The sequence below is a fragment of the Deinococcus pimensis DSM 21231 genome (assembly GCF_000519345.1).
GTDB lineage: Bacteria > Deinococcota > Deinococci > Deinococcales > Deinococcaceae > Deinococcus_A > Deinococcus_A pimensis.
Window position 1 is genome coordinate 188,054 of sequence record NZ_KI912675.1, and the last position, 22,016, is coordinate 210,069.

At 66.8% G+C, this 22,016-nt stretch carries 18 protein-coding genes; 8 read left to right on the forward strand and 10 right to left on the reverse strand.

Annotated elements, in window-relative coordinates; all coding sequences use genetic code 11:
* The first annotated feature begins 38 nt into the window (after nucleotides 1-38).
* Both DEIPI_RS0124770 and DEIPI_RS34455 read left to right on the forward strand, forming a co-directional pair.
* Nucleotides 39-854: a hypothetical protein gene (locus DEIPI_RS0124770; RefSeq protein ID WP_027483558.1), complete on the forward strand. Its 816-nt coding sequence runs from the start codon at nucleotides 39-41 to the stop codon at nucleotides 852-854.
* Nucleotides 855-907: 53 nt separating this feature from the next.
* Entirely contained in the window at nucleotides 908-2,443 is a 1,536-nt protein-coding gene (locus DEIPI_RS34455) for an MFS transporter (RefSeq protein ID WP_045235117.1), read from the forward strand.
* A gap of 14 nt (nucleotides 2,444-2,457) precedes the next feature.
* Here DEIPI_RS34455 and DEIPI_RS34460 read toward each other — a convergent pair whose 3' ends face one another.
* The 5 genes from DEIPI_RS34460 to DEIPI_RS34470 all read right to left on the reverse strand — a co-directional run bounded on the left by DEIPI_RS34460 (nucleotide 2,458) and on the right by DEIPI_RS34470 (nucleotide 6,210).
* Nucleotides 2,458-3,006: a DUF421 domain-containing protein gene (locus DEIPI_RS34460; protein WP_052352004.1), complete on the reverse strand. Its 549-nt coding sequence runs from the start codon at nucleotides 3,004-3,006 to the stop codon at nucleotides 2,458-2,460.
* A gap of 98 nt (nucleotides 3,007-3,104) precedes the next feature.
* Entirely contained in the window at nucleotides 3,105-3,452 is a 348-nt protein-coding gene (locus tag DEIPI_RS34465; RefSeq protein ID WP_045235118.1) for an SPW repeat protein, read from the reverse strand.
* 67 nt (nucleotides 3,453-3,519) lie between these two features.
* Complete coding sequence (locus DEIPI_RS0124790; RefSeq protein WP_027483559.1) at nucleotides 3,520-4,062, reverse strand: Dps family protein; 543 nt, start codon at nucleotides 4,060-4,062, stop codon at nucleotides 3,520-3,522.
* Nucleotides 4,063-4,127: 65 nt separating this feature from the next.
* A complete protein-coding gene (locus DEIPI_RS0124795; protein WP_045235119.1) occupies nucleotides 4,128-5,288 on the reverse strand; it encodes a cupin domain-containing protein in 1,161 nt (386 codons plus the stop codon).
* 205 nt (nucleotides 5,289-5,493) lie between these two features.
* Nucleotides 5,494-6,210 carry a YoaK family protein gene (locus DEIPI_RS34470; protein WP_052352005.1) on the reverse strand — a complete coding sequence of 239 codons (717 nt, stop codon included), beginning with the start codon at nucleotides 6,208-6,210 and terminating at the stop codon, nucleotides 5,494-5,496.
* Between the two features lie 591 nt (nucleotides 6,211-6,801).
* On the opposite strand from DEIPI_RS34470, the gene DEIPI_RS0124805 reads away from it, so the two are divergent.
* From DEIPI_RS0124805 to DEIPI_RS0124835, 5 genes are all read left to right on the forward strand, one after another.
* Nucleotides 6,802-7,602 carry a TolB family protein gene (locus DEIPI_RS0124805; protein WP_052352006.1) on the forward strand — a complete coding sequence of 267 codons (801 nt, stop codon included), beginning with the start codon at nucleotides 6,802-6,804 and terminating at the stop codon, nucleotides 7,600-7,602.
* A gap of 39 nt (nucleotides 7,603-7,641) precedes the next feature.
* Complete coding sequence (locus tag DEIPI_RS38410) at nucleotides 7,642-8,130, forward strand: hypothetical protein (protein ID WP_157464030.1); 489 nt, start codon at nucleotides 7,642-7,644, stop codon at nucleotides 8,128-8,130.
* Between the two features lie 559 nt (nucleotides 8,131-8,689).
* A complete protein-coding gene (locus DEIPI_RS0124820; protein WP_027483563.1) occupies nucleotides 8,690-9,097 on the forward strand; it encodes a hypothetical protein in 408 nt (135 codons plus the stop codon).
* A gap of 429 nt (nucleotides 9,098-9,526) precedes the next feature.
* Nucleotides 9,527-10,432, forward strand: a complete 906-nt coding sequence (locus DEIPI_RS36175) for a LysR family transcriptional regulator (RefSeq protein WP_084474909.1) — start codon at nucleotides 9,527-9,529, stop codon at nucleotides 10,430-10,432.
* Between the two features lie 90 nt (nucleotides 10,433-10,522).
* Nucleotides 10,523-11,449 carry a LysR family transcriptional regulator gene (locus DEIPI_RS0124835; protein ID WP_027483564.1) on the forward strand — a complete coding sequence of 309 codons (927 nt, stop codon included), beginning with the start codon at nucleotides 10,523-10,525 and terminating at the stop codon, nucleotides 11,447-11,449.
* On the opposite strand, the gene DEIPI_RS37040 is transcribed toward DEIPI_RS0124835, so the two are convergent.
* The 4 genes from DEIPI_RS37040 to DEIPI_RS38420 all read right to left on the reverse strand — a co-directional run bounded on the left by DEIPI_RS37040 (nucleotide 11,404) and on the right by DEIPI_RS38420 (nucleotide 18,417).
* Nucleotides 11,404-12,330, reverse strand: a complete 927-nt coding sequence (locus tag DEIPI_RS37040) for an alcohol dehydrogenase catalytic domain-containing protein (RefSeq protein ID WP_084474912.1) — start codon at nucleotides 12,328-12,330, stop codon at nucleotides 11,404-11,406. The genes DEIPI_RS0124835 and DEIPI_RS37040 overlap by 46 nt on opposite strands.
* A 115-nt stretch (nucleotides 12,331-12,445) precedes the next feature.
* On the reverse strand, nucleotides 12,446-15,172 hold the full coding sequence (locus tag DEIPI_RS40650) for a winged helix-turn-helix domain-containing protein (RefSeq protein ID WP_045235121.1): 2,727 nt from the start codon (nucleotides 15,170-15,172) through the stop codon (nucleotides 12,446-12,448).
* A gap of 63 nt (nucleotides 15,173-15,235) precedes the next feature.
* Nucleotides 15,236-17,959, reverse strand: a complete 2,724-nt coding sequence (locus DEIPI_RS0124855) for a winged helix-turn-helix domain-containing protein (protein WP_027483567.1) — start codon at nucleotides 17,957-17,959, stop codon at nucleotides 15,236-15,238.
* Nucleotides 17,960-18,276: 317 nt separating this feature from the next.
* Entirely contained in the window at nucleotides 18,277-18,417 is a 141-nt protein-coding gene (locus DEIPI_RS38420; protein ID WP_157464032.1) for a hypothetical protein, read from the reverse strand.
* Nucleotides 18,418-19,273: 856 nt separating this feature from the next.
* Between DEIPI_RS38420 and DEIPI_RS34485 the strand changes: the two genes are divergently transcribed.
* A complete protein-coding gene (locus DEIPI_RS34485) occupies nucleotides 19,274-21,007 on the forward strand; it encodes an ABC transporter ATP-binding protein (RefSeq protein ID WP_045235122.1) in 1,734 nt (577 codons plus the stop codon).
* A 389-nt stretch (nucleotides 21,008-21,396) separates the two neighbouring features.
* On the opposite strand, the gene DEIPI_RS0124865 is transcribed toward DEIPI_RS34485, so the two are convergent.
* Nucleotides 21,397-21,855, reverse strand: a complete 459-nt coding sequence (locus tag DEIPI_RS0124865) for a hypothetical protein (protein WP_027483568.1) — start codon at nucleotides 21,853-21,855, stop codon at nucleotides 21,397-21,399.
* Between the last annotated feature and the right edge of the window lie 161 nt (nucleotides 21,856-22,016).

The window sequence follows — 22,016 nt, forward strand, 5'->3', positions numbered from 1 at the left end:
GATCGTCGGATCACGACGCCACCTCTGGAGGCAACGACATGTCCGAACCCATCATCCGACCGACGGCGCCGCGAGCGGTCGCGCCGCTCTGGGTGACGCTCGCCCTCGCGCCGCTCCTGCTCACCACGGGAGCCGCCGCGCAGGCGCATCTGAATCTGCCGGGGAGCGCCGGACCAGCCTGGTTGCTGTGTGACAGTCTGTCCACCCCGGAAACGCTGGTGATCGGCACGCCGGGCAAGACGGGCAACGCGGTCGTCACGATCCTGAACCACTTCACCGGCACGTACGCCTTTTCGACCTGGAAGGTCGGCGCGGCCAACGCCGCCGCGGGCAGCGTGTACTACCCGCTGACCGCCATGAACGGCACGGCCGGCGCGCGGGACGCCCTGCGGGTCCTCAATCCGGGCGTGACGTCCGACCCGACCTTGTATGCGTTCACACCGCCGCTGGTGAGCGTGACCTTGCAAGGCAGCGAACGCACCTGCCGTCTGGTGCCGGGCGTACGTGTCCTCGGCGTCACCGAACGCCGTACCGTGCTGGTCACGCAGGACCGCGGTGGGCGCCTGACGTATCAGGCGTTTGATTACACACGCCTGAGCGCCGAACGGAAGCTTCCCGGTGATCCGACGGCGCAGACCAGCGGCCCTTCCGTCCGCGTCACCGGTGGACAGGTGCACACCAGCGGCGTGGGCGTGAACGCACGCACCGCGTACAGCTTCTCGAACCAGGGCGTGCAGTACGAAGTGCGTGTCGCCGGCGGTCAGGGCAGCGTCACGGTCCTCGAGGCAGGACGGGTCGCGCAGCGCGAAGGCTTCCAGGCGTTCATCACGGGCCGGGCCGGGACCGTGAAGTGACACGTCGACGGGCCGGTTGAGGTCGACCACCTGCCCCTGACCGAGGAGGTCTCATGCCGTCAAGGGCTTCGGGCGCGTCCTGGACCGGGCCGCAACGATGGACGCTGTTCGTGACGATTCTCGGGTCGAGCCTCGCGTTCGTCGACGGCACCGTCGTCAACGTGGCCCTGAACGCTTTGCAGCGGGCCTTTGACGCGCAGACCACAGCGGTGGTGTGGGTGGTGAACGCGTACACGCTCGCGTTGGCGGCCACGCTGCTGCTCGGCGGCGCGCTCGGGGACCGCCTGGGCCTCCGCCGGGTGTTCACGTTTGGCACCGTCGGATTCACCGTGGCGTCCTGTCTGTGTGCCGCCGCGCCGTCGCTGGACATCCTGATCGCGGCGCGTGTTCTGCAGGGGACCGGGGCGGCGCTCCTGATTCCAACGAGTCTCGCGCTGCTCGACGCGTCCTTCCCTCCGGCCGGCCGCGTCCGCGCGGTCGGCTGGTGGTCCGCCGCGACGAGCGCCGTGAACGTGCTGGGACCGTCGATCGGTGGCTGGCTCGTGGACCTCCACGCGTGGCGGGCGGTGTTTCTGATCAACGTGCCGTTGGCGTTGATGGTGCTCATCGGTGTCCGTCGTGTTCCAGAGTCCCTCCCGCGCGAGGACGGCACCCGCTTGGACCTGCCGGGCGCCGCCCTCGCCGCGCTCGCCTTGACCGCCCTCACCCTCGCGCTGCTCGGAGGCGGCGTGACGGGAACCGGTCGGACGCTTCTGCTGATCGGCGCCGCCGTGACGTTCGTCGGGTTCTTCGTGTGGGAAGGGCGGACGGCGTCGCCGATGCTGCCGCTGCGTCTGTTCCGCTCGACAGCCTTCAGCGGGGGGAACGTCCTGACGTTCCTGCTGTACGGCGCGCTCAGCGCGACGCTGCTGTACCTGCCGCTCGTGTTCATCCGCGTGCAGGGGTACACGGCGGGCATGGCGGGCGTGGCCTTGTTGCCGTTCTCCGTGCCGCTGGCGGTCCTGTCCGGCGTGATCGGCCTGCTGTCTTCTCGTGTGCCGGTGCGCGCGCTGCTGACGGCCGGACCCATCCTGACCGGAATCGGTTTCGTGACCCTCGGTTCGGTCGGTGTGAACGCGGACTACCGGACGCATGTCCTGCCCGCGTTGCTGCTGATGGGGGTCGGCATGGCGGTGGTCGTCGCGCCGTTGACGAGCGCGGTGCTGGGCGCCGCGCCGGTGGCAGACGCGGGGGTCGCGTCCGCGGTGAACAACGCGGTGTCCCGGGTGGGCGGCGTGGTGATCGTCGCGGCGCTCACCCTGGTGATGCTCACCACCTTCGAACGGTCCCTGGAGCGCCGGCTGGAGGCCACCGCCGTCCCCGAGGACGCTCGCCGGCAGTTCGTCGCGCAGGTGTCGAAGCTCAGTGACGACGTCATTCCGGCGTCGCTCGGTCGAGACGCCGCCCGCGTGGCGCGTCTCACCGTCCGCGAGGCCTTCGCGGACGGCTTCCAGGCGTTGTGCGTCGGGGCGGGAGCGCTCGCGGCGCTCGGTGGGGTGGTAGGCGCCCTGACCCTCGCCGGGACGGGTGCGCGCGCCCGGAAGGGCTGAGGAGGCGGAAGCGGTCAGGCGGGGCGTTCCTTGACGGACCGTCCGTCGGACGTGGACACGGACGGCTCGCGTGACGCGAGCACCACGCTGATGGCGCCGTTGCGTTCGAGGTACGCCTCGACCACCCGGGAGGGGTCGTCCGGTACGCCACGCAACCGCAAGGCTTCCTCGAGGTCACGTCGTGAGAGCCCGGCGCGGCGCATCCCGTCGGACTGCACGACACCGGAGACGATCAGCGGGATCGGCAGGCCCTTGACGAGCGGGCCGAACCAGCGGACGTGGAGGGACAGCCGGTCGAGCAGCCAGTGCAGCGTGATCAGCACCAGACCGGCCGCGAGGGTGGGCAGCAGCACACCGGAGCCGTTGACGGCGCGGCTCATGACGGAGCCGAGCATGATGCCGACGATAACGTCGATCGCGGTGGCCTGACTGAGGAAGCGGGGACTACCGAGCCGGACGAGGAACAGCGTGAACGCGTACACGATCACGGCGCGCAACGCCACCACGTACGTGACGCCTCCGCTGACCTGGGGGTGACCAAGCAGAAAGTCGAGCATGTCCATACGGCCTCCTCAACTGTGGAGGCGCCGCGTGACCACCGAAGGTCCAGCGCGGCGCCCCGGGGCACACGCAAGTCAGTACGTCAGTCCTGCCGGGCGGGCTACCGGATCACCTGGCCGCGTGCGAGACGCGCGGCGTCCGGCAGTGCGGCGCCGGACAGCACCACGAGCAGCGCGCCGACGATCCAGGCGTTCCAGTCCGCGGCGGTGTTGGGGCTGAAGTCCAGCACCCACGGCGCCACAAACAGTCCGACGCCCAGCAGCAGGTCACACCACTCCGCACCCTGGGACGTGGGAACGAACAACGCCCAGACGGAGACCAGCACCACGACCACGCCGACGATGACGGCGTCCGTGCGGGCCACGCCGGTGAAGCCCAGCACGTACGGCGAGATGATCAGCCACACGCCCAGCACCAGCGTCACCCAGTCTTCCCACTTGCTCTTCACGATCCTGCACCTCCTGTGAACACGTGATGATGCTCGCCGTCCGGGCGTTTGGGCCGCGTGACGGCGCTCACGGTGACCGACGTCCCGTGGGTTCGAGCGTCTGCGCCGCCTCGAACAGGAACCACGTTCGCCGCTCCGCCTCGTCGATGAAGCCTTCGAGGAGACCGGCAGTGGCGTAGTCGCGGTGCTGATCGCACTGCTCATGCGCTTCACGTTGCCGCGCCGCGAACTGTCCGTTGTCGTACATCAGACGGTTGAGCATCTCGATCGGCGCGATGAAGTCTTCGTTGTCGTCGTCGACGCGCTGCATCAGGCCGACATGCCCGACGGACCTCAAGGTCGTCCCGCCGAGCTTGCGGACGCGTTCCGCGAGCGGGTCGGTCATGGCGAGCAGTTGCGCCGCCTGCTCGTCGAACAGCAGGTGCAGGTCGCGGAAGTGAATGCCGGACAGGTGCCAGTGGTAGTTCTTCGTCTTGAGGTACAACGCGAACGCGTCGGCGACGAGTGCGTTGAGGGTCGCGGTGATGATCCGCGCCTGCGTATCCGAAAGGTCGGTCGGCGTCGCGAGCCGAACAGGCGCGGGATAACTGGGTTTTACGCTGGCAGTCATGCGGCGCTCCTCAGAAGTGTTGTGCGGATGACGGACATCCCAGGTACGTGCGCACACCCCGGGCGTCAACGGTGAACGACAACCGGCTTGAGTTTCGGCAGACGGGCGATGAGGTCGTCCGGGAGCTTGAGGTGCGCCTGCACCAGCTCGGGCGGGGTCAGTGCGAGCCACTGCGCGAGCGACACGTCACGGAAGCGGTCACTCGCGAACATCTCCAGGAACCGCAGGGTCTCGCTGCCGGTGTTCTCGATGTAGTGCCCCATCGCGAACGGCACGTACCCCACGTCACCGGCGCGCATGTCGAACGTGCGGGCCTTGCCTTCGGCGGCGAAGACGGTCATACGGGCCTCCCCGGACACGTAGTACTGCCACTCGTCCGTGTTGGGGTGCCAGTGCAGTTCACGCATGCCGCCCGGTTCGATCTCCACGAACGCACACGCCGTGGTCGTCGACGCGGTGAAGTTCGAGGAGTCCGCGATGCGGACGGTGCCGTGCGCCGTCTTGATGGGCGGCTGGGCGAGCAGGCGGTACACGAAGGCCTCCCCGAGGCCGCCCTGTGGGCTGGCGATGACGTCCTCGTCGTGCCCGGGCGGCTCGGGGACCCAGAAGAGGTAGAGTTCCTCATCCGGAATCGACGCGAAGGCCGACTCGGGCACCCCGAAGTTCTTCGCGAGGACCGCGCGGGGGGTGTGCGCGAACCAGTCGCTGACGCTGAAGGTGCTGTTCTCGGTGAAGTTGCCGTCGTCGAAGACCAGCACGAACTCGCAGCCGTCCTCCAGCGCCTGGATGGAGTGCGGGATCCCGGCGGGGAAGAACCACAGGTCGCCCGGGCCGACGTCCGCCATGAAGTTCCGACCGTCGGCGTCCACGGCCGTGACGCTCGCGTGCCCGGACAGCATGTACGACCACTCGGACTGCTTGTGCCAGTGCAGCTCACGCACGCCGGTCTCGCCGCGCTCGTTGCGCGCGTCGAGCTTCATGTTCACCCCGGCGAGCGTCGTCGCGACGGGCAGCTCGCGCACGGTGACCTCGCGGCTCCACCCGCCGGGCTGCAGCCGGACGTGCACGTCCGAGAAGGAGAACCGCATGTTGGGAAGGGTGCCGCGGTCCGTGCTGGGCGCGTGAGTGTTGTCCGGTGCCTGCTGATCTCTGAGCACGTCTCGGGGGCCGGTGTCGGGTCCGCCTCGGCCTGCCACGATCGGCTGGGGTACGTCGGGGTTGGACATGATGAACCTCCTGGAAGTGCCTTCGTTGACGAGAACGCCTGATGACGAACGCTGAGATTGAAGGGTGAGCGCGACACCGGAGTGCTTGGAGGGCCTGGTGTTGCGTGTCCCAGGGTGGCGTGCGGCTTCTTGCGCTGCGTGGTTCGGCGAAACGTCAAGGGAACGTGACGGCGGTGGTGGCCATCGGATGGTCCTGTTCCGGCGGTCAGGCCGCGCTGGTGGCGGACGGGTGCAGGGCCATGTAGCGGGCGGCGCCGGTCAGCGCGAGCATGGGGAGCACAAGAGCCCATGAGGTCCAATGATGAGCGACGTAACTGCCGAGAATCGCGCCTCCTGCGAAGCAGCACCAGAGCGAGGCGACGAGACGAGCGTCCGACGTGGCCGCATGGTCCTGACGGGTCAGCCACGCGGCCAGGTGCTCGCCCAGCGCGGCGAGGGTGCCGGTCACGTACGTGAGGCCGACCGATTGGCTGCCGACGCGCCGCAACGCAGCGTTCTGCATGCCCATCGGCAGGACCAGCAACGCGACCATGACTGCCCACGTCCAGCCGTCGTGCCGTTCGGTCGGGCTGGACCAGAAGGACGACGCGATCAAAAAGCCGAGCAGCAGGAGCGCCGCCGTGATCAGTGTGAGCGCTGGCCCGCGGCGAGACGAGCGGGTGATCAACGCGCCGAGCAGGACACCCAGCACGAACAGCGGGATGGGCAGCGCGGCCTGCGCGCCCGCGCGCCACTGGCCTTGCCCGAGCAGCACTCCGGTGGTGCTGGTGTTGCCGCTCATGAAGGACACGAAGAGTCCGGAGAGGGTCACGAAGCCCACGGCGTCCACGTATCCGGCGACGCTCGCCAGGAGCAGCGCGAGCGTGGTGGTGGCCCGCGCGGGAGCGGCAGGTCGAATCGAAGGCGTCGGTGACGATGCCACGGTTGCCCTCCTCAGGACGCATGCGGGCCGTTCAGGGTGACGCCGACGTGCGTGTGGTCAACTTCCGGACGATCAAGGTGAGTTCATGCGCGGTTCCTCCTCTGACGTGACGTCCGAGTGTCGACGTGACGATCATGCTGACGCGGTCACTTGACAGGTCTGCCCTGTCCGTCTTGACAACATCCGACTCCTGACCGCGTTTGAGCTGCAGCGGGTAGCGTCCGCAGCACACCTGTCATGTTGGGCCTCGCTGGCTTGATCGTCCAATGCCTTGTCGTCCGGTCGATTCCATTGAGGCAGGATGGGGGACCTCGCGGGGCACGCTTGGTCGTCGCGCGCGTCGGTCCGCTCAGGCTGGGCTTCGGCGTTCGCTCGAGGTCGGCGGGCGCAGTGATGACTTGATGGAATGCGGCGGTTTCGACATGTATTGGACGGCGGTGAGGAACGAGCGCATCATGGACCGCGTCGCCGAGCTCGTAGCGTTCACGGGTGTGAACGTTACACCTGAATGTCGGAGGGAGGTGCGCGCAGATGAAGGCCGCGACGCGACTACGGTTCGCTTCTCCCGTTCAACTGACGTCCGGGGACGCTGTGGACCTGCGTCCGAACTGGACTCCTGACGGGCGAAGCGTGGTGTTTGAACGCGTCGAAGGCAGGGACCGCCGACTGTACCGCGTCCCGCTCGGTGGTGGGGCTGCCGAGCCGCTCGATCTGTGCAATCTGCCGGGAACGAACACCACCGGTCGAGCGGCGTTTTTCGGGCAGGACGATTTCGCCTTCGTGAGCGACCGCTCGGGTGTCGAGGCGATCTGGCGTTGCCGTCTCGCCACGCGTTCGGTCACGCCGCTCACGACGGAGGACGCGGCCTGCTACGGCCCCGCCGCGGTCGTCGGCGTCACGGATCGGTTGTGGTTCTTCAAGATCAAGGACGACGCGTGTCATGTTCGGTTGTTGCGAGGCGCGACGTCCTCGCGACTCACGCGTCAGCCGGGACTGCAGGATCAGCCGTGGCCGCGGCTTCAAGGAGACAGCTTTGTGTTTCATGCTGAGCGCGAAGGCCGACACGAAGTCCGTCTCTCCGTCACTGACGACGTGACGCGGAGCGTGTGTTTGAGTGACGGCGACGAACGCACCTCCTACGTCACGCCCTTCCCGTCCCCTGATGGACGTTGGGTTGCGTTCAGCAGCGCCCGCAACGGCGCGTCACAGGTCGTTGTGACGCGGGTGGACGGGACGGGACGTCAACAGGTCACGTCCGGCGCCCCGCACTGCTTCCCCGCGTGGAGGGCTGACGGTCGCGCGCTGGTCGTCGTGCAAGGAGACCCGAACGGTGAACCGCCCACAGGCAACCTCTGGGTGATCGGCGTTCGCGCCGGCGGTGAGGTGACCTGATCACCGCGTCTCAAACGTGTCGAGCCAACAGGGAGGGTGATGATGAACCGAGTGTGTCGTGTGCGCGCGCGAGGTCTGGTGCGTTCGGCCCGGACGCCAGCCAGGCTGATCTTTCGGCGGGTGATGGCTTCGGCCGCGCTGGTGTTGCTGACGGCGGCAGGGTCGAGCTTGGCGGTGCCCGCGCCGCTGCTGGGCATCTGGGCGTTGGCGCCCGCCACGCGAGGAGTTGATGACCGACCGTCACCTGAAGTGCGCGTGGTCATCAGCAACGGCGCGGTGCGCGGCACGTACGGATGCGGCCGCTTCGACGGGACGATCAGTGCGGAGGCGAATCGCGTGCGGATCGTCGTGCGGCCGCTTCCGCCCGCACCCAACGAGCGCTGCGTGTACGTCAACGATCAACCGATCGTCCGGCAGCTCAATCTCGTGTCACATTACGCCGTGTCGAGCCAACGACTGGTCTTGTTTCTCAAAGGACAGCGGCTGCAGTTCGACCGGATCGGATTCGTCACCCCTGCGGAGAAGTGACGCGGTCGTGGCTCATCATGACGGACTCGACGCGGCTTCATGCCCTGGCGCTGGTACGGTTCGCGTCCCACCTGCCGGGCGCAAGCCGCGTCGAGAATAGTGACGCGAAGCTGAGCGGGAGGACACCAGGTCGGCAAGGGCTGCCCGGGGTCGGTTGAGGTCATGTGTTTGGCTTCGCCTTGGTCGCGGTGGTCAGCGTTTCGCGGACAGGGCCGCAGCACGGACGGGTCGAGCTCGTCCGCGGTCCTGTCGACGAGCAGGTGTAGCTGGCTGACGTCCATTGTTCCGAACGGCGTTGGTTGGTCTATGACGTGCGGGCATGAGCAGGTGAGGCGAGGAATTTGACCTGTGTCAACGCAGGTTGCACGATGCAGTGAGCCGAGCGCCTTGAGTCGGCCGGCGCCGTCGAAGTGACGGACGCAGCTCGTGCGGCGCGTTCTGATCGGGTGCGGCGGCCGAACGTGACGTCTTGGCGGGCAGGCAGGGCGTCCGGTTGCGTCGAGGCGTCCGGAGGTGGACGGCGCGTCGGACTTCACCGTTTGGAAAGGAGCACCTCGACATGATCGAGTTGAACCATGGCGCGTTCCATTACAGCTTCAGGCACCACCTGATCGGGGCCGTTCCTGACGTCGAAGCCTTACAGCGGCTGCTTGAGGTGGCGCGCGCGTTCGGGGTTCCTGACGAGAACGTCACGGTGTTGTTCGGGGAGGCAGGCGAGCGCTGGCTGGACATGGACGGTGAGCGACATGGCGTCGTCGGCCGGTTCGTCCGTTTGACGCAGGGAATGACGGACGAGCACGCTGAGCTTCGTCGGTACTGCGAGTACCTCGCCACCAGTTACTTCGTCGTGGCCATCCAGGTGCCGCGGACCAGTCTCCCCTTTGACGACCTGGTCGGCGCGTTTCGTACGGTCGGCGCGCGTGACGTGCAGTACTTCGGGCCTTGGGTCATCGAGCAGGAGCGCTGAGCCGCCCGTGGCAACCCGCGCACTCGGGTGAGGGCACGCCGCGGGCCCGGTAGGGCGCGAGACACGCGCAGGGGGACGGAGCGGAACCTTCCCCTTCCGGTGCGACCGGTGACGCAGGACCTCACTTGATTTCCAACCGGTCGCTCAGGTCGCCGTTCCACGCGGCGGACGCTCCCCGGACGTACGCCGTGACCTGTTGGGCTGCCGACGTTCACGAGGAGCTCGTGACGGCGGCCGACCGGTGAATCGGATCCTACCTGGCGTCGAGCTGCGCGGTACACTGGGGCACTCAAGCTCGGAGGTCACCGTGGTGCGCGTCCGCGTGAACGTTGCGGTGGGATGTGTCCGTCTCAGCATTCGATGTCCGTGGTCGGCACCGTGCTCGACGGCTCGGGCCGATGAAGTCCGGCGCGCCGGCAGGACGAAGCCATGAAGCTTCGGCAGCTTCGCGCGGCGATTATCGTGGCTGAAGAATTGAACTTCACACGAGCGGCGCGGCGATGCAATCTGAGTCAACCGTCGCTGAGTCGATTGATCGCCGAACTCGAACAGGAACTTGGAACGGCGTTGTTTCGTCGGGGGTATCACCGGATCGAGCTGACGGCAGAAGCGGAAGTGTTCTTGACAAACGCCCGCGCCGCGGTGAGCGTGCTTGATGGGGGCATCAAGACGCTGCAGCGGATTCGCGTGGGAACTGAATTGAGAATCGCGGTCGGTGAGTTTATGTTCGGTACGCCGTTTGTCCGGTTGTTGCGTGCCGTCCGGCTGGCGCACCCGGACCTTCGACTGCTTCCCGTGCAGGTGCAGGGTACGGAGGGCCGCGCGCTTCTGCTGTCGGGAGAAGTGGACCTCGCGGTCCTCCCGGTGCCTGCCGACCTTACGAGCCTGACGAGCGTTCCGTTGTGGGCGGAAGCTGCGCATGTATTCATGTCCGCCGCGCACGAATTGACGTCGCGTGACGCCGTTCCCCTCTCGGCGTTGCGCGGCGAGCGGCTTTTGAGGTGGTCGTCAGACGCCGCTGGTCGTCCTGAGAAGCTCGGTCGTCTTTGCGGCCTGCTCGACGGTCAGGTGGGTTGGCATTGGCTTCCCGGACCTGCGCCGACGGCGCGGCAGGTCTGGAGTCTGCTGAGCGAAAGTGCCCGGCTGCACATCACGCTCGGCGCGATGGGTCACGCTTACCCGCTTCCACCGTCGGTGGTTTCACGACCGTTGCGGACGGCTCTGGCGAGCGTACCGCTCGTCTTGGCCGGTCGTGTGTCCAGTCCCGCGGCGCAGCGGTTCCTGGAGGTCCTGGACGCTTGGCGTTCAACGTCCGAGTGGCCGGAGCGCCGATGACCCACGGGTTCGTGGTGTGCGCTTGGCCTGTTGGATGGGAACTGTGAACGTCGAGCTTGTCGGTCACGTGACGACCGTGGACGATGAGGCATGGAGTTCCGGCAGCTGCGCGCGTTCGTTGCCGTGGCGGACGAGTTGAGCTTCGGGCAGGCGGCGAGGCAGTGCGGCACGACGCAGTCTCAGGTGAGCCGGCTTGTTCGCGATCTCGAGGTGCGGCTCGGGGTCGTGCTGGTCTTGCGCGGGCGGGGCCGTCGGCAAGTTCAGTTGACCGAGGCGGGGTTGGCATTCGCGGCGCGTGCGCGGCAAGTGCTGGCCCTGCTCGATCAGGCAGAGCGGGACGCACGCGGTGACGCGGAACCCGGCGAGTTCGAGTTCCGGGTGGGCTTGAGCGCGTACGGTCGGTATGGACCGTGGCAGGAGGTGATCCGTGACATCAAGGCGCGTCATCCTGGCGCGCACATCGTGTGGGATGAACGGCCCGCCTCCGCTGACCATGCCGCCGCATTGCTCGACGGGCGACTCGACGCGGCGTTCATCGCTCCGTACGGCTTCGAGGGACGCCTGGGGTTGCGGGTGATCTGGACGACACACTGCGTGGCGCTGCTTCCGGATGACCACCCGCTGGCGCAGCTGGAGGAGCTGCCGTTGGCAGCGTTGCGCGACGAGCTGCTGTACCCGGTGGATCCCGGGTTGAATCGAGGTTTGTACGGGCACATCGACCGATTGACGCGTTCGGTGGGGTACGAGTTGCGTGTCGCGCCCGGCGTTCATGGCTTCAGCAGTCTGCTCAGCAAGCTGCATCTCGTGACGCTCAACCGTTGGGTGCTGCTGGGTCTGCCTGAATTTCAGGTGGATCTGCCTGAGGGGGTCGTGGCGAGACCGATCGTGACGCCTTGTGTGCCGTTTGAGATCGCGGTCGCGTGGAACGAGAACAATCGACATCCTGTCCTGCTCGATGACAAGGTGTTTCATCAGGCGAGCCTTGGTCTTCTCGACGCGGGCCGTGATGACGCGTGATCGCTGTCGTCGTGGCGTGGGAGCAGCGCCGCGCACTTCAGCATCCCGGACTGGCCGCATTGGCGGTGGGCGTGCACGGCGTCCTGAAAGGTGAACAGGTCGGCCGGTGGGACGGGCAGGTGCCCCTGCTCGATCAGGTACGTGAGACGCTCGAGTTGCAGACCGCTGGGGTGCACTTGTGGACGTGGAGTCTGACCGTCGACCAGCATCATCCCGAGGAACGGAAAGATCATCAGGTGGTGTCCTGCGGGTTTGAGCCGCTTGAGGACGTCGAGGTTGTCGTGTGTGCCGATGAGGATGACACCGTCCACCGGTGACGACGTGTCGAGCTCATCGGTGACGATGACGTGACGACGTCTTGCCAGATGACCTGCGAAGGTGCTGATCCGGCAGTTGCCAGGATGCAGCAGCAGGGAATGTCCGGCCGGCATGGACAGCGTTTCAAGCGCTTGAAGTGCGGTCAACGCGTCAATCGGGACGGTCGACGCGTCCGCGTGGGTCAGCGTGGTGGGTTTGAACGCGAGATGCTGCGCGGGTACCGTGAGGTACTCTGCGTACGCGCCGCCGTGTTGAGGGTAACCTGCGAGCCCGTACACGTAGTCACCCGGTCGGAAGCGAGGGGCTTGGTGTCCGACCGCTTCGACCGTGCCGGCGAATTCCCATCCCAGCACGGCAGGAAGCGTCAGGTGCCGCGCGGCGGGACCAAGTCCCTGGCGCGCGGCGGTGTCGATGGCGTTCACGCCGCATGCGTGCACGCGGACCAGCACTTCATGCGGAAGGGGACGAGGTTTGGGGATCCGGGTGAGGTGAAGGACCGAAGGGTCCCCGAATGAGCTGAGCGCTACCGCCTTCATCCTGGCCTCCACGGAGGCTGCGACCATGCAGGTGCGTTGCTCCTGCTTTCAGCATGCACCTCACGAGGATGACTGGACATCCGACGAAAGAACGATCGGACGGCCAAGTCGTGTGCGTCCGAACGTGGTGAGCGAGTCCGGATCAAAGGTACCCCAGGGTGCGTGCCCGCTCGACGGACTGCGTTCGATTTCGGGTCTGGAGCTTCTTCATGAGGTTCCGAACGTGACTTTTGACGGTGGGGAGACTCACGCCGAGGTGACGTGCGATGTCGTCGTTGGACAATCCACGTGCCAGCAGTTGCAGCACCTGCCGTTCCCGCACACTCAGCGCTGCGCCCGTGGTTTCCGCGGGGACCGTCGAGCTGGCCGTCGGGTGTCCGGTTGCGGTGTGCCCGTCAAAGGCGTTGAGCAGATCGTGCACGAAGGCGTGGTGGGGTGCGGCGGCGCCGCCGGCATGGCCGCGCAGCAACTCACGCATGATGGGGCCTTCGTCGATGAAATGCCGGAGGTAACCCCAGCGTCGACCCAGGTGGAGGGCGCTGGTGAGGTGCCGGTGCGCGTTCACGGTGTCCCCAAGTTCATGGTGGGCGACGCTGAGCAGCAGGTGGGCTTCAAGCTGATGTTCGCCGCGGCCTTGCCGTTCGGCGTCGGGAAGCAACGCCGCGAGCGTGTCGACCACCAGGTGCGGTTGATGTACCGCGAGGTGAACGCGTGCCCGAGCGAGGTCCTGACGCTCACGTAGAAAGATCGACGAGGGTCGCGGATGACGGTCAAGGTGTTGCGCCCATGTGAGCGCCGTTGACCATTGATCGGTCGTGATCCAGACGCGAACTTGGATCGGGGTGATCCACACGGCTCGCGTGAACGTGTCCTCGCTCGCGTGAGGCAGATGACGATGCGCGTCGAGGGCGTTGTTGGCCTGCTCGACGTCGCCGCGGCTCCAGCAGACCAGGCAGAGCACACCCAAGGCCATGTCCAGCAAGCGCCGCTGACCCTGCTGCCAGGCCAGCTGGAGTCCATGCTCGATTTCACGCTGGGCGGCGTCCAGGTCGTTCTGCTCGCGAAACAGCAACGCCTGAAGGATAGGGGCGTAGCCGCCGGACGCTGCCGCGAGGTCCGCGTGAGGTGTGTTGATCGCCGCGAGATAGGCTGGCCACACGTCACGAACCTGTCCGCAGAAGTAGTGGTACAGCGCGGCCGTGGAATGGAACAGCAGGGCAGTGTCATACATGCCCTGGTCGTGCGCATGACGCGCGGCGCTCGTGGCCAGGTCGCGTGCGAGTGGAAGTTCGCCCTCGATCAGGGCGGCCACGCTCCGCGCGGCCATGATCAGCGGTCGGGTGGGGCTGTCGGCGTGAGCGTCGTGACGTGACGCGTCGTCCGCGAGAGCGACGGCGCGCGGTGCGTTCACGAAGAACCCGGCGATGATGGCGCGTTGCGCCGCGATGAACGCTCGAATCGCCGGGCGTTCCAGGTGGGGTACGGGCAACGTCAGGGGGTCACCTTCGGGCAGGGTGAGCCGCCGTTCGAGTTCCGCCAGCCACGATTCGACCGCGTGGTCACGGTTGTTGAGCAGCAGTCGAGCCACGTACACCCACCAGAGTGACGGGTGTTGGTAGACGAGATCGGCAGGAATTCGCTCGAACCAGGCGATGATCTTCGGCGCCAGTTCAGGGTTGAGCAGCCGTTCCATCGAAATGGACGCCATCCAGGTCACGGCGCGCTGCGGTGTGTTGGCCTGCAAGGCGTGTTCGATGGCCGTGAGCAGATCGTCATGCGCCGCGAACCACTGGCTGGCACGTTCGTGAAGCGCGAGCCGCGCGTCAAACGGGTGCCTTGCGAAGCGGTCCAGCAACGCGTCGCGAAACAAGGTGTGATACCGGTACCAGGAGTGCGGCGCGTCAAGGCTGATCACGAACAACTGGTGGCGTTCCAGCATGGCCAGCATCTCGCTGCTGTCGTGGCGTTCGAGCACCGCGTCGCAGAGCGGGCCACTGAGGCGCTCGAGCACCGCGCTCTGCAACAGGAAGTGACGAACGTCGCCGGGCAACTGCCGAAGCACCTCGTCCATCAGGTAGTCCGTCACAAGCCGGTGGTTGCCGCGCAGCTCGTGGAGAAGTGCGCGGGCGTCGCGCCGCCCTTGCAGGGAGATCGCGAGCAGTTGCAGACCGACCAGCCAGCCTTCACAACGGAGGTGCAGTTCATGAGCGACGTCCGGCGCGACGGGCCGTCCGGCGACGTGGCCAAGAAACGCCTGGGACTCCTCGAAGGTGCAGCGCAGGTCGTCCGCCTTGAGTTCGAGCATGCCGCCGTTCGCGCGAAGCCGCGCCAGCGGCAAGGGCGGCTCGGTGCGGGTCAGCATGGTGACGTGCAGCTGCTCGGGAAGGTGGTCGATCAGGTACGCCACGGACTGATGAATGACCTGATCGTTGACGTCGTGGTAGTCGTCGAGGATCAGCACGAGTGGGCGCGTCATTTCGACCATGCGGTTCAGGAGGTGGGTCAGCACATCCCTGAGCAGCGGCTGGGCAGGTTGCATCAACGCTTCGAGCGCGGACCGGGCCATGCCGGGTCGTTGACGTTCGATGGAGGTCAACACGTACCGCCAGAACCGCGTCGGATTGTCGTCTTCGGCCTCGAGGGCCACCCACGCGACGTCCAGGTCGGGCGACGCCTGAACCGCGGTTCGGTCCTGCACCCAGGCTGCGACCAGCGTGCTCTTGCCGTAGCCGGCCGGCGCCGACACCAGCGTGAACGGCCGTTGAAGTCCCTGATCCAGACGGCTCGTCAGCCGTGGTCGGTGCAGCAACGACGTCCCGACCTGCGGCGCCTGAAGTTTGATGTCGATCAGTGGTTCGAGGTTGTTCACGGGCCCTTTCGAGCGCTGCCTCGGGCGGCCGGTGACGTACGGCCCCGAGGGGTTGCCGCGTCCCTACAGGTCTGAACTCAGCAGGCCAAGCGCGCGCGCGCGCGCGACGGCCTGGGTGCGGTTGCGGGCCTCCAGTTTCGCGAGGATGTTGCCAACGTGGCTCTTGACGGTCGGGATGCTGATCATGAGGCGCCGGGCGATGTCGTCGTTTGTCTGGCCGCGTGCGAGGAGAGTCAGTACTTCAACCTCGCGTGAGCTGAGCGGGTTCTGGTCAACGTGATGTTCACGACGCTGCGCGGGGGCCGGGGTGGGGTTAATGCTCGCGACGGGACTGACCTGCGAATGCAGGTGACGTACGAACGGTTCGTGGGCAGGCACGCGAGGCTGGCTGCGGAGCCGCAGCAGCAACGGCTCCAGCGCGGGTCCTTCGTCAAGGAAGGGACGCGCGAACCGCTCGGGCGCGCCTCGCTGTACCGCGCGGCGGAACGCGTCGAGCGCGGCCGCGTCGAACCCGAGGATGTGCAGGGTTCTCGCTTCGAGGATGGTGAGCTCGAGTTCGTGCTCGCCACGGCGTTGCCGTCGGGCGTCTGCGAGGAGCTCACGAATCCTGCTCAGCGCGCGGTCGGGTTGCTCCGCGGCGAGCAGCACCCTGACGTGCGCGATGTCCTCGAAGGCGCGTCCGAACGCGGACGCCTGGCGTGGTCGGGCGAGGAGTTGATCCACGTGCAGTTTCGCGCGTGACACCTGCCCGGTGTCAAGCCAGAGCCGCACCTGAACCGGGGTGTGCCACATGGCCAGCGTGAAGCGGTTGTCCTGATGAAGCGGCAGCTTCGCGGCCGTGTCGAGCGCCGCTTGCGCTTGTGGGTACGCGCCGCGCGCGAGGTGGATGGGCGCGAGGAGACTCACGCTCTGCTCCACCGCCACACGGAAGCCGGCCTGTTCGGCCATGGTGACGCCCTGCTCGGCCATCTCCAGCGCCTGATCCAACTGGTTGCGTTGCAGCAGGGTGAACGCCTGCATCGCGTAGTTGAACGCTGCGAGCGCGAAGGGAGGGTCATGCGGACGCACCACGGCGCCCAGTGCGTCCATCAGGGTCGTCCAAGCGTCCTCCAGACGTCCCTGCCGAATCAGGTACATCCCGGCGATGGACCGCAGGTTGAGCGCCGTGATGGTCTGATCGGCTTTTTCGGCCATGGTGGCGGCGTCAAGGACGAGGTCGTGCGCGGCGACGAGATCGCCGTCGATCAGCGCGGCTGTGCTTTCCGCCGCCACCGCGAGGATGCGTTCGAACACGTGGTCGGGCGCGAGGTGGTGCGCGTCGCGGGCGAGCGAGCGGGCCAGCGGGGCGTTCCCGAAGGTGCCGGCGATGGTGGCGCGCTGCGCGGCGAGGTAGCCGAGCAGTTGACGCTGCTGGTCCGGAGCGAGGTCCGCCGAGGCGCTCACCCGTTCCGCGAGCCCTCTGAGCCAGGCGTCGGTCTTGAGGTCGGGCCGGTTGAAGCTCAGCAGGTTGATGTACGGCAACCACAACGCGGGGTAGTCGTAGATGACGTCGGGTGGGAACTTCTCGAACCCGGTGAGCAGGGCCGCCGCGAAGGTGGGGGACATCAGGTCCGCGAGTGGGACGGCGGCGAGCAGTTCTGCCGCGCGTGACCAGTCCTGAGCGAGTTCGGCATGCTCGACGGCGGAGATCACGTCACCCGCCTGCGCGAACCAGTCGCTCGCGCGGCGGTGAAGCTCGAGGGTCGCTTGTTGCCCCTGCTGTTGCTGCAGCTTCTGCAACGCGTCCCGGAACAGCGCGTGGTAGCGATACCAGGAACGCACCTCGTCCATGGGAATCAGGAACAACAGTGACTTCTCGATCCGTTCGAGCATGTCCTGACTGCCGTTCACTCCGACGACCGCGTCACACAGGGGCGCGCAGAGCCGATCGAGGATCGAGGTGGACACCAGAAAAAGCTGAACGTCCTCGGGTTGCTGACGCATCACCTCGTCCATCACGTAGGAAAACACGAACTTCTGCGAGCCGCGCATGTCGTCGAGCAGCGCCTGCGTTTCCCGCCGGCCCTGCATGGACAGGGCGAGCAACTGCAGTCCGGCCAACCAGCCTTCGGTGCGGAGGTTCAGTTCCGAGATCAGCGCCGAGTCGAGGGTGCGGCCCACGGCATGATCGAGGACGTCGCGCGCCTCCTCCGAAGTGCAGCGCAACTCGTCCATCCCGATCTCCGTGACCAGCCGGTTGGCGCGAAGTCGCGCGAGCGGCAGGTCAGGTTCGTGCCGGCTGAGCAGCAGCACGTGCATCGACGGCGGCAGGTGATCGAGCAGAAACACCACCGACCGCAGCACCGCCGGATTGGACACCACGTGAAAGTCGTCCAGGACCAGCGTGAGCGGCCGTTGCTCATTCAGCAGGACGTTGAGCAGCGACGTCAGGACGAACTCCAGGGGTGGCTGCGAGGGCGCGCGAAGCGCGTCTGCCGCGCCGTCGGTACAGCCCGGTACCACGTGCTCAAGCGCGTTGAACACGTACGCCCAGAACTGCTCGGGTTGATCGTCACCCGGGTCGAGGGACACCCAGGCGCTCCGCATCGGTACGTCCGTCGCGAGCGTCCGTTTCAACCAGGCCGCCGCGAGGGTCGTTTTTCCGAACCCCGCGGGCGCCACGATCAGCGTGAGTTTCCCCTGCAGGGCGGCGCTCAGTCGTTGATCGAGGCGAGGGCGCTCCACCAGCTCGGCGGCGATGCGAGGAAGACGCGTTTTCGTGGCCAGCAGGTGGCTGGTGTCGTACATCCCACCCTCTTTTCATCAGTACGGACGCCACGTTCTGACACTTCGGGAAGTGCAAAGAACGGCGTCACCGGAGCCAGGCTGCTCGGGGACTTCACGCATGGACACCCGCGTTGCTGAAACCAAGAAGGAAAGGACGTGCTGGGCGACCCACCACGCTGAACAACACCAGCCTACTCCTTTGGTATGAACAGGTCCACGCCGCTGACATTCAAGTTCAGGATGATTCGCTCGCCTTGCGTTCGTCCTCGGCGCGCGACCGCCCGGGTTCGCGCGTACCCAACGAACGTGTCCAGAGGAGGAGTCAAAGGAACCCGTGATCACGTGCTCTCGTCCTCAACGATGAAATCAATGGCTTCTTCCGAACGGCATGAGCGCATGATCTTGACGCCGGCGTCGTTTGAAGCGGCCTGCCAAACGCGTTCATCGTCGACGCCGCGTCGGTCGTTCAAAGAAAACATGCACGACGTGCATGTTCCGTCTGGAGCTCAAGGCGGCGTCGTACCGGCGCGAGGCGCGGAACGCTTGTCGTGGATGACGCGTCCGCCAGGCGCGACGATCCACACGGTCACACCTGCCCCAAACGCGAGCGCCTGTACGCCGTTCTCACCGACACCTGAGGGATACGCGCGGATGACGGTACCGTCGACGAAGTGCGTGGACCGGTCGAGCTGTCCGGCACAGCCGGCGAGTTCAAGCAGCCGAGCCGACACGCGTCGCCAGAGGCCTCATGCGGTCCCACGACGGAACCGGCTGTCGATGGTGGTCCACTTGCCGAAGGGGCCGGAGACGTCTCGCCAGCGGTCAAGGCCCCGAACCGCTTCAGGGCCTGTTCTGCCCAAGACAGGGGCGCCCGTCCGGTCGACCAGAGGATGCCGCCGAAGACGGGTTGGGTGGCGGGATATGGACGGCCCCGTCCCGCCAGGACGGGCACGCGCGGTGACAGGTCGGCCCGTTGCGCGTCGGTGAGTTCTTCGCGGCACAGCGTGCGAGGGGAGCGTCCCTTCGTGAGTCGCTCCCCTTGCTCCGCAAGACATAGGCAGGATGACGCATACGACGGCGAATCCGCTCGCCTATGCTGACGTCACGTTCCCACAGCCGCAAAGGAGCCGCACATGCCTCACCACGAACCCGCCAGCAACCATACCCACCCCCTCACCGCTGAGCGTCCGTCCGTGTCACGCGTGTCCTCCGCCCTGCGCCGCCCACCCTGCTAAGCGTTCACCGTCACCCCGAACGACCGACGGAAGCGACGCCGGGCGCGCCACCTGAACGGACACCACACGGACCGGACGCCGGACCCGACAGGAGCTCCGCTTGCCGTCACGTGTCCGCACGTTCCTTTCGTACTACCGACCGTACCGTCACATCCTCAGCCTCGACCTGCTGTGCGCGCTGGTCGTGTCCGGCGTCACGCTGGCCTTCCCCCTCGCCGCCGGGTACGTCACCCGCATCGTCCTGCGTGACCCCGCGCCCCACGCGGCGACCGAACTGATGCGTGTCGCGGGCATCCTGCTCGCCCTGATGGCCCTGCACGCCGCCGCCAACACGTTCGTGGATTACCGGGGGCACGTCATGGGCACCCTGATCGAGCGTGACATGCGCCGCGACCTGTTCCGGCACCTGCTGTCCCAACCGTTCTCGTTCTTCGACCGTGAACGCACCGGACAGCTGATGAGCCGCGTCACCCACGACCTGTACGCCGTCGGGGAGCTCGCGCATCACGGCCCCGAGGACCTGCTGATCGCCACGTTGAAGTTCGGCGGGGTGTTCCTCATCCTCCTGACGATCAACCCGGCGCTCACGCTGCTGCTGTTCGCGTTCGTGCCGTTCATGGCGCTCTACGCCCTCGTGTGTCACCGCCATCTCCACCGCGCGATGCTGCGCGCCGCCGCCCGGATCGGAGACGTGAATGCGCAGGTGGAGGACTCCCTCAGTGGCATCCGCGCAGTGCAGTCCTTCACGGGTGAGCGCGCGGAACTCCACCGGTTCGATACCGCCAACGCCTTGTTCGTCCGCAGCCGCGAAGACGGCTACCGCGCGGAAGCGTATTTCTATCAGGGCATGACGGCCTTCACGCAACTGATGACCGTGGCGGTGCTGATTCTGGGTGGGCTCAGCATCCTGCGAGGCGACCTGGCGCTCGACGAGCTCGTCACGTACCTGCTGTGCGTGGGCCTTTTGATCGAGCCGATCGGACGGTTCGTGAACATCTCGCGGCTTCTTCAGGAAGGCCTGAGCGGCTTCATCCGCGTCCGGGAGCTGATGGACGTCGAGCCGGAACTGCGTGACGCGCCCGGCGCGCGTGAGCTGAGTCGCGTGCGGGGCGACGTCCGGCTCGAAGGGGTGTCCTTCGCGTACCCACACGGCAGGGAGGTGCTGCATGACCTCGACCTGCACATTCGTCCTGGTGAGTTCGTCGCGCTGGTCGGTGCGTCCGGGGTCGGCAAATCGACCCTGTGCCAGCTGATTCCGCGCTTTCACGACGTCACGAAGGGACAGGTGCTGATCGACGACACACCCGTTCGTGAGGTGACGCTGGAGTCCCTGCGACGTCAGATCGGTGTGGTGCAGCAGGACGTGTACCTCTTCGCCGCGAGCGTCCGTGACAACCTTCGTCTGGGCGACGTGAACGCGACGGACGCGCAGATCGAGGCGGCCGCCCGGCAGGCGGGCGCGCACGAGTTCATCACGCAGTTGCCGCGAGGGTACGACACGCAGGTCGGGCAGCGAGGCGTGCGGTTGTCGGGCGGTCAGCGGCAACGGTTGAGTCTCGCCCGGGTGTTTCTGAAGGATCCGCCGGTGCTGATTCTCGACGAAGCGACGAGCGCCCTGGACGTGGAGAGCGAGGCCAGGGTGCAGCAGGCACTGGTGCGGCTCGCGCGGAACCGCACGACGATCGTGATCGCGCATCGCCTCTCGACCGTGCGGCAGGCGCAGCGGATCGTGGTGCTGACCGAGCGGGGAATCGCGGAGCAGGGCACGCACGAGGAGTTGCTGCGGTCCGGTGGGGTGTACGCCCGCTGGCATGAGGTGACGCCGCACGTGTGACCCAGACGCGCGACGGGATGACCGACTGACGGTCTCGAGGCCCGTTTCGTCGCACGCGACTCGGTCGGGGTCGAGCAGCGTGGAGATGGCCTCCCCGAATTCCAGGGCGATGCAGGGTGCGCCGTACGTGCTGGAGTGTTCTTCACGGCACAGCCGTCGAAGGGGAGCGGCTCTTCATGAGCCGCTCCCCTTCGCCTACACGCCCTCGACACAACCGCGCTTGAGGCACTTCAAGCCGTGTCGAGGACCTTCGGACGCTTTAGCGCCTGACGTTCACGCACACGTGAATCGCGCGCGGCGACACGACGACAACAGAGATCCCCAGCGCACCCGCTGAGGATCTCCAGACGCCGCGTCACCCGCGGTCCGACCGCACTCTTGCCACGTGATCAGAACGACTGATACGCGACGACGGCGGCCAGTGCCGCCACGGCGTTCGGAACCTGACCCTCCACGGTCAACACGACGTCGTTGCCCGTCGCGCTGCCTCCGATACGGCCCAGGATCTGACCGTCGTGCACGTCAAGGCTGACCGCGCGTCCCGTAACGTGGCCGCCGTAATGACCCGTCACGTGTCCCTGCACGAGATTGAGGTCAAGAGTTTCACCCTGGACGGCTCCTCCGAAACGCACCATCACATGGTCAGGTTTGGCTTCACCACGAACGTCGAACCCACCGACGGAACCGCCGACGCGACCTTCGATGGCGTCGCCACGCACGTTGATCGCGACGTCGGCACCGACCACCGTGCCGCCGATCCGGCCGCTCAGCGCGTGTCCGTCCCAGTCGAGGTGTACGTCCCGACCCAGGTCAGGACCGCCGATCCGTCCACGAATGCTGCTGTTCATGCTCCTCGCTCCTTTCGTCCGGTGGCCGCGTTCACCGCGGACGCCCGTCGCCGTTCCTTCCGCGCCGCGAACGTGTGGTCGACGCGTCCTCCGTACTATCGTCGAGCGGCCCGCGCCAACGCCAATTCATCCTCGTGCGTGCCGATGCCCTCCGGGCATAC

Bases quoted from the DNA above. Each gene is read 5' to 3' on its own strand.
- DEIPI_RS0124865 (WP_027483568.1), bottom strand. From the start codon at position 21,855: ATGAACAGCAGCATTCGTGGACGGATCGGCGGTCCTGACCTGGGTCGG.
- DEIPI_RS0124790 (WP_027483559.1), bottom strand. From the start codon at position 4,062: ATGACTGCCAGCGTAAAACCCAGTTATCCCGCGCCTGTTCGGCTCGCG.
- DEIPI_RS37040 (WP_084474912.1), bottom strand. From the start codon at position 12,330: ATGGTCGCAGCCTCCGTGGAGGCCAGGATGAAGGCGGTAGCGCTCAGC.
- DEIPI_RS34455 (WP_045235117.1), top strand. From the start codon at position 908: ATGCCGTCAAGGGCTTCGGGCGCGTCCTGGACCGGGCCGCAACGATGG.
- DEIPI_RS38410 (WP_157464030.1), top strand. From the start codon at position 7,642: ATGATGAACCGAGTGTGTCGTGTGCGCGCGCGAGGTCTGGTGCGTTCG.
- DEIPI_RS0124855 (WP_027483567.1), bottom strand. From the start codon at position 17,959: ATGTACGACACCAGCCACCTGCTGGCCACGAAAACGCGTCTTCCTCGC.
- DEIPI_RS0124835 (WP_027483564.1), top strand. From the start codon at position 10,523: ATGGAGTTCCGGCAGCTGCGCGCGTTCGTTGCCGTGGCGGACGAGTTG.
- DEIPI_RS34460 (WP_052352004.1), bottom strand. From the start codon at position 3,006: ATGGACATGCTCGACTTTCTGCTTGGTCACCCCCAGGTCAGCGGAGGC.
- DEIPI_RS0124795 (WP_045235119.1), bottom strand. From the start codon at position 5,288: ATGTCCAACCCCGACGTACCCCAGCCGATCGTGGCAGGCCGAGGCGGA.
- DEIPI_RS36175 (WP_084474909.1), top strand. From the start codon at position 9,527: ATGAAGCTTCGGCAGCTTCGCGCGGCGATTATCGTGGCTGAAGAATTG.
- DEIPI_RS0124820 (WP_027483563.1), top strand. From the start codon at position 8,690: ATGATCGAGTTGAACCATGGCGCGTTCCATTACAGCTTCAGGCACCAC.
- DEIPI_RS0124770 (WP_027483558.1), top strand. From the start codon at position 39: ATGTCCGAACCCATCATCCGACCGACGGCGCCGCGAGCGGTCGCGCCG.
- DEIPI_RS38420 (WP_157464032.1), bottom strand. From the start codon at position 18,417: ATGTTTTCTTTGAACGACCGACGCGGCGTCGACGATGAACGCGTTTGG.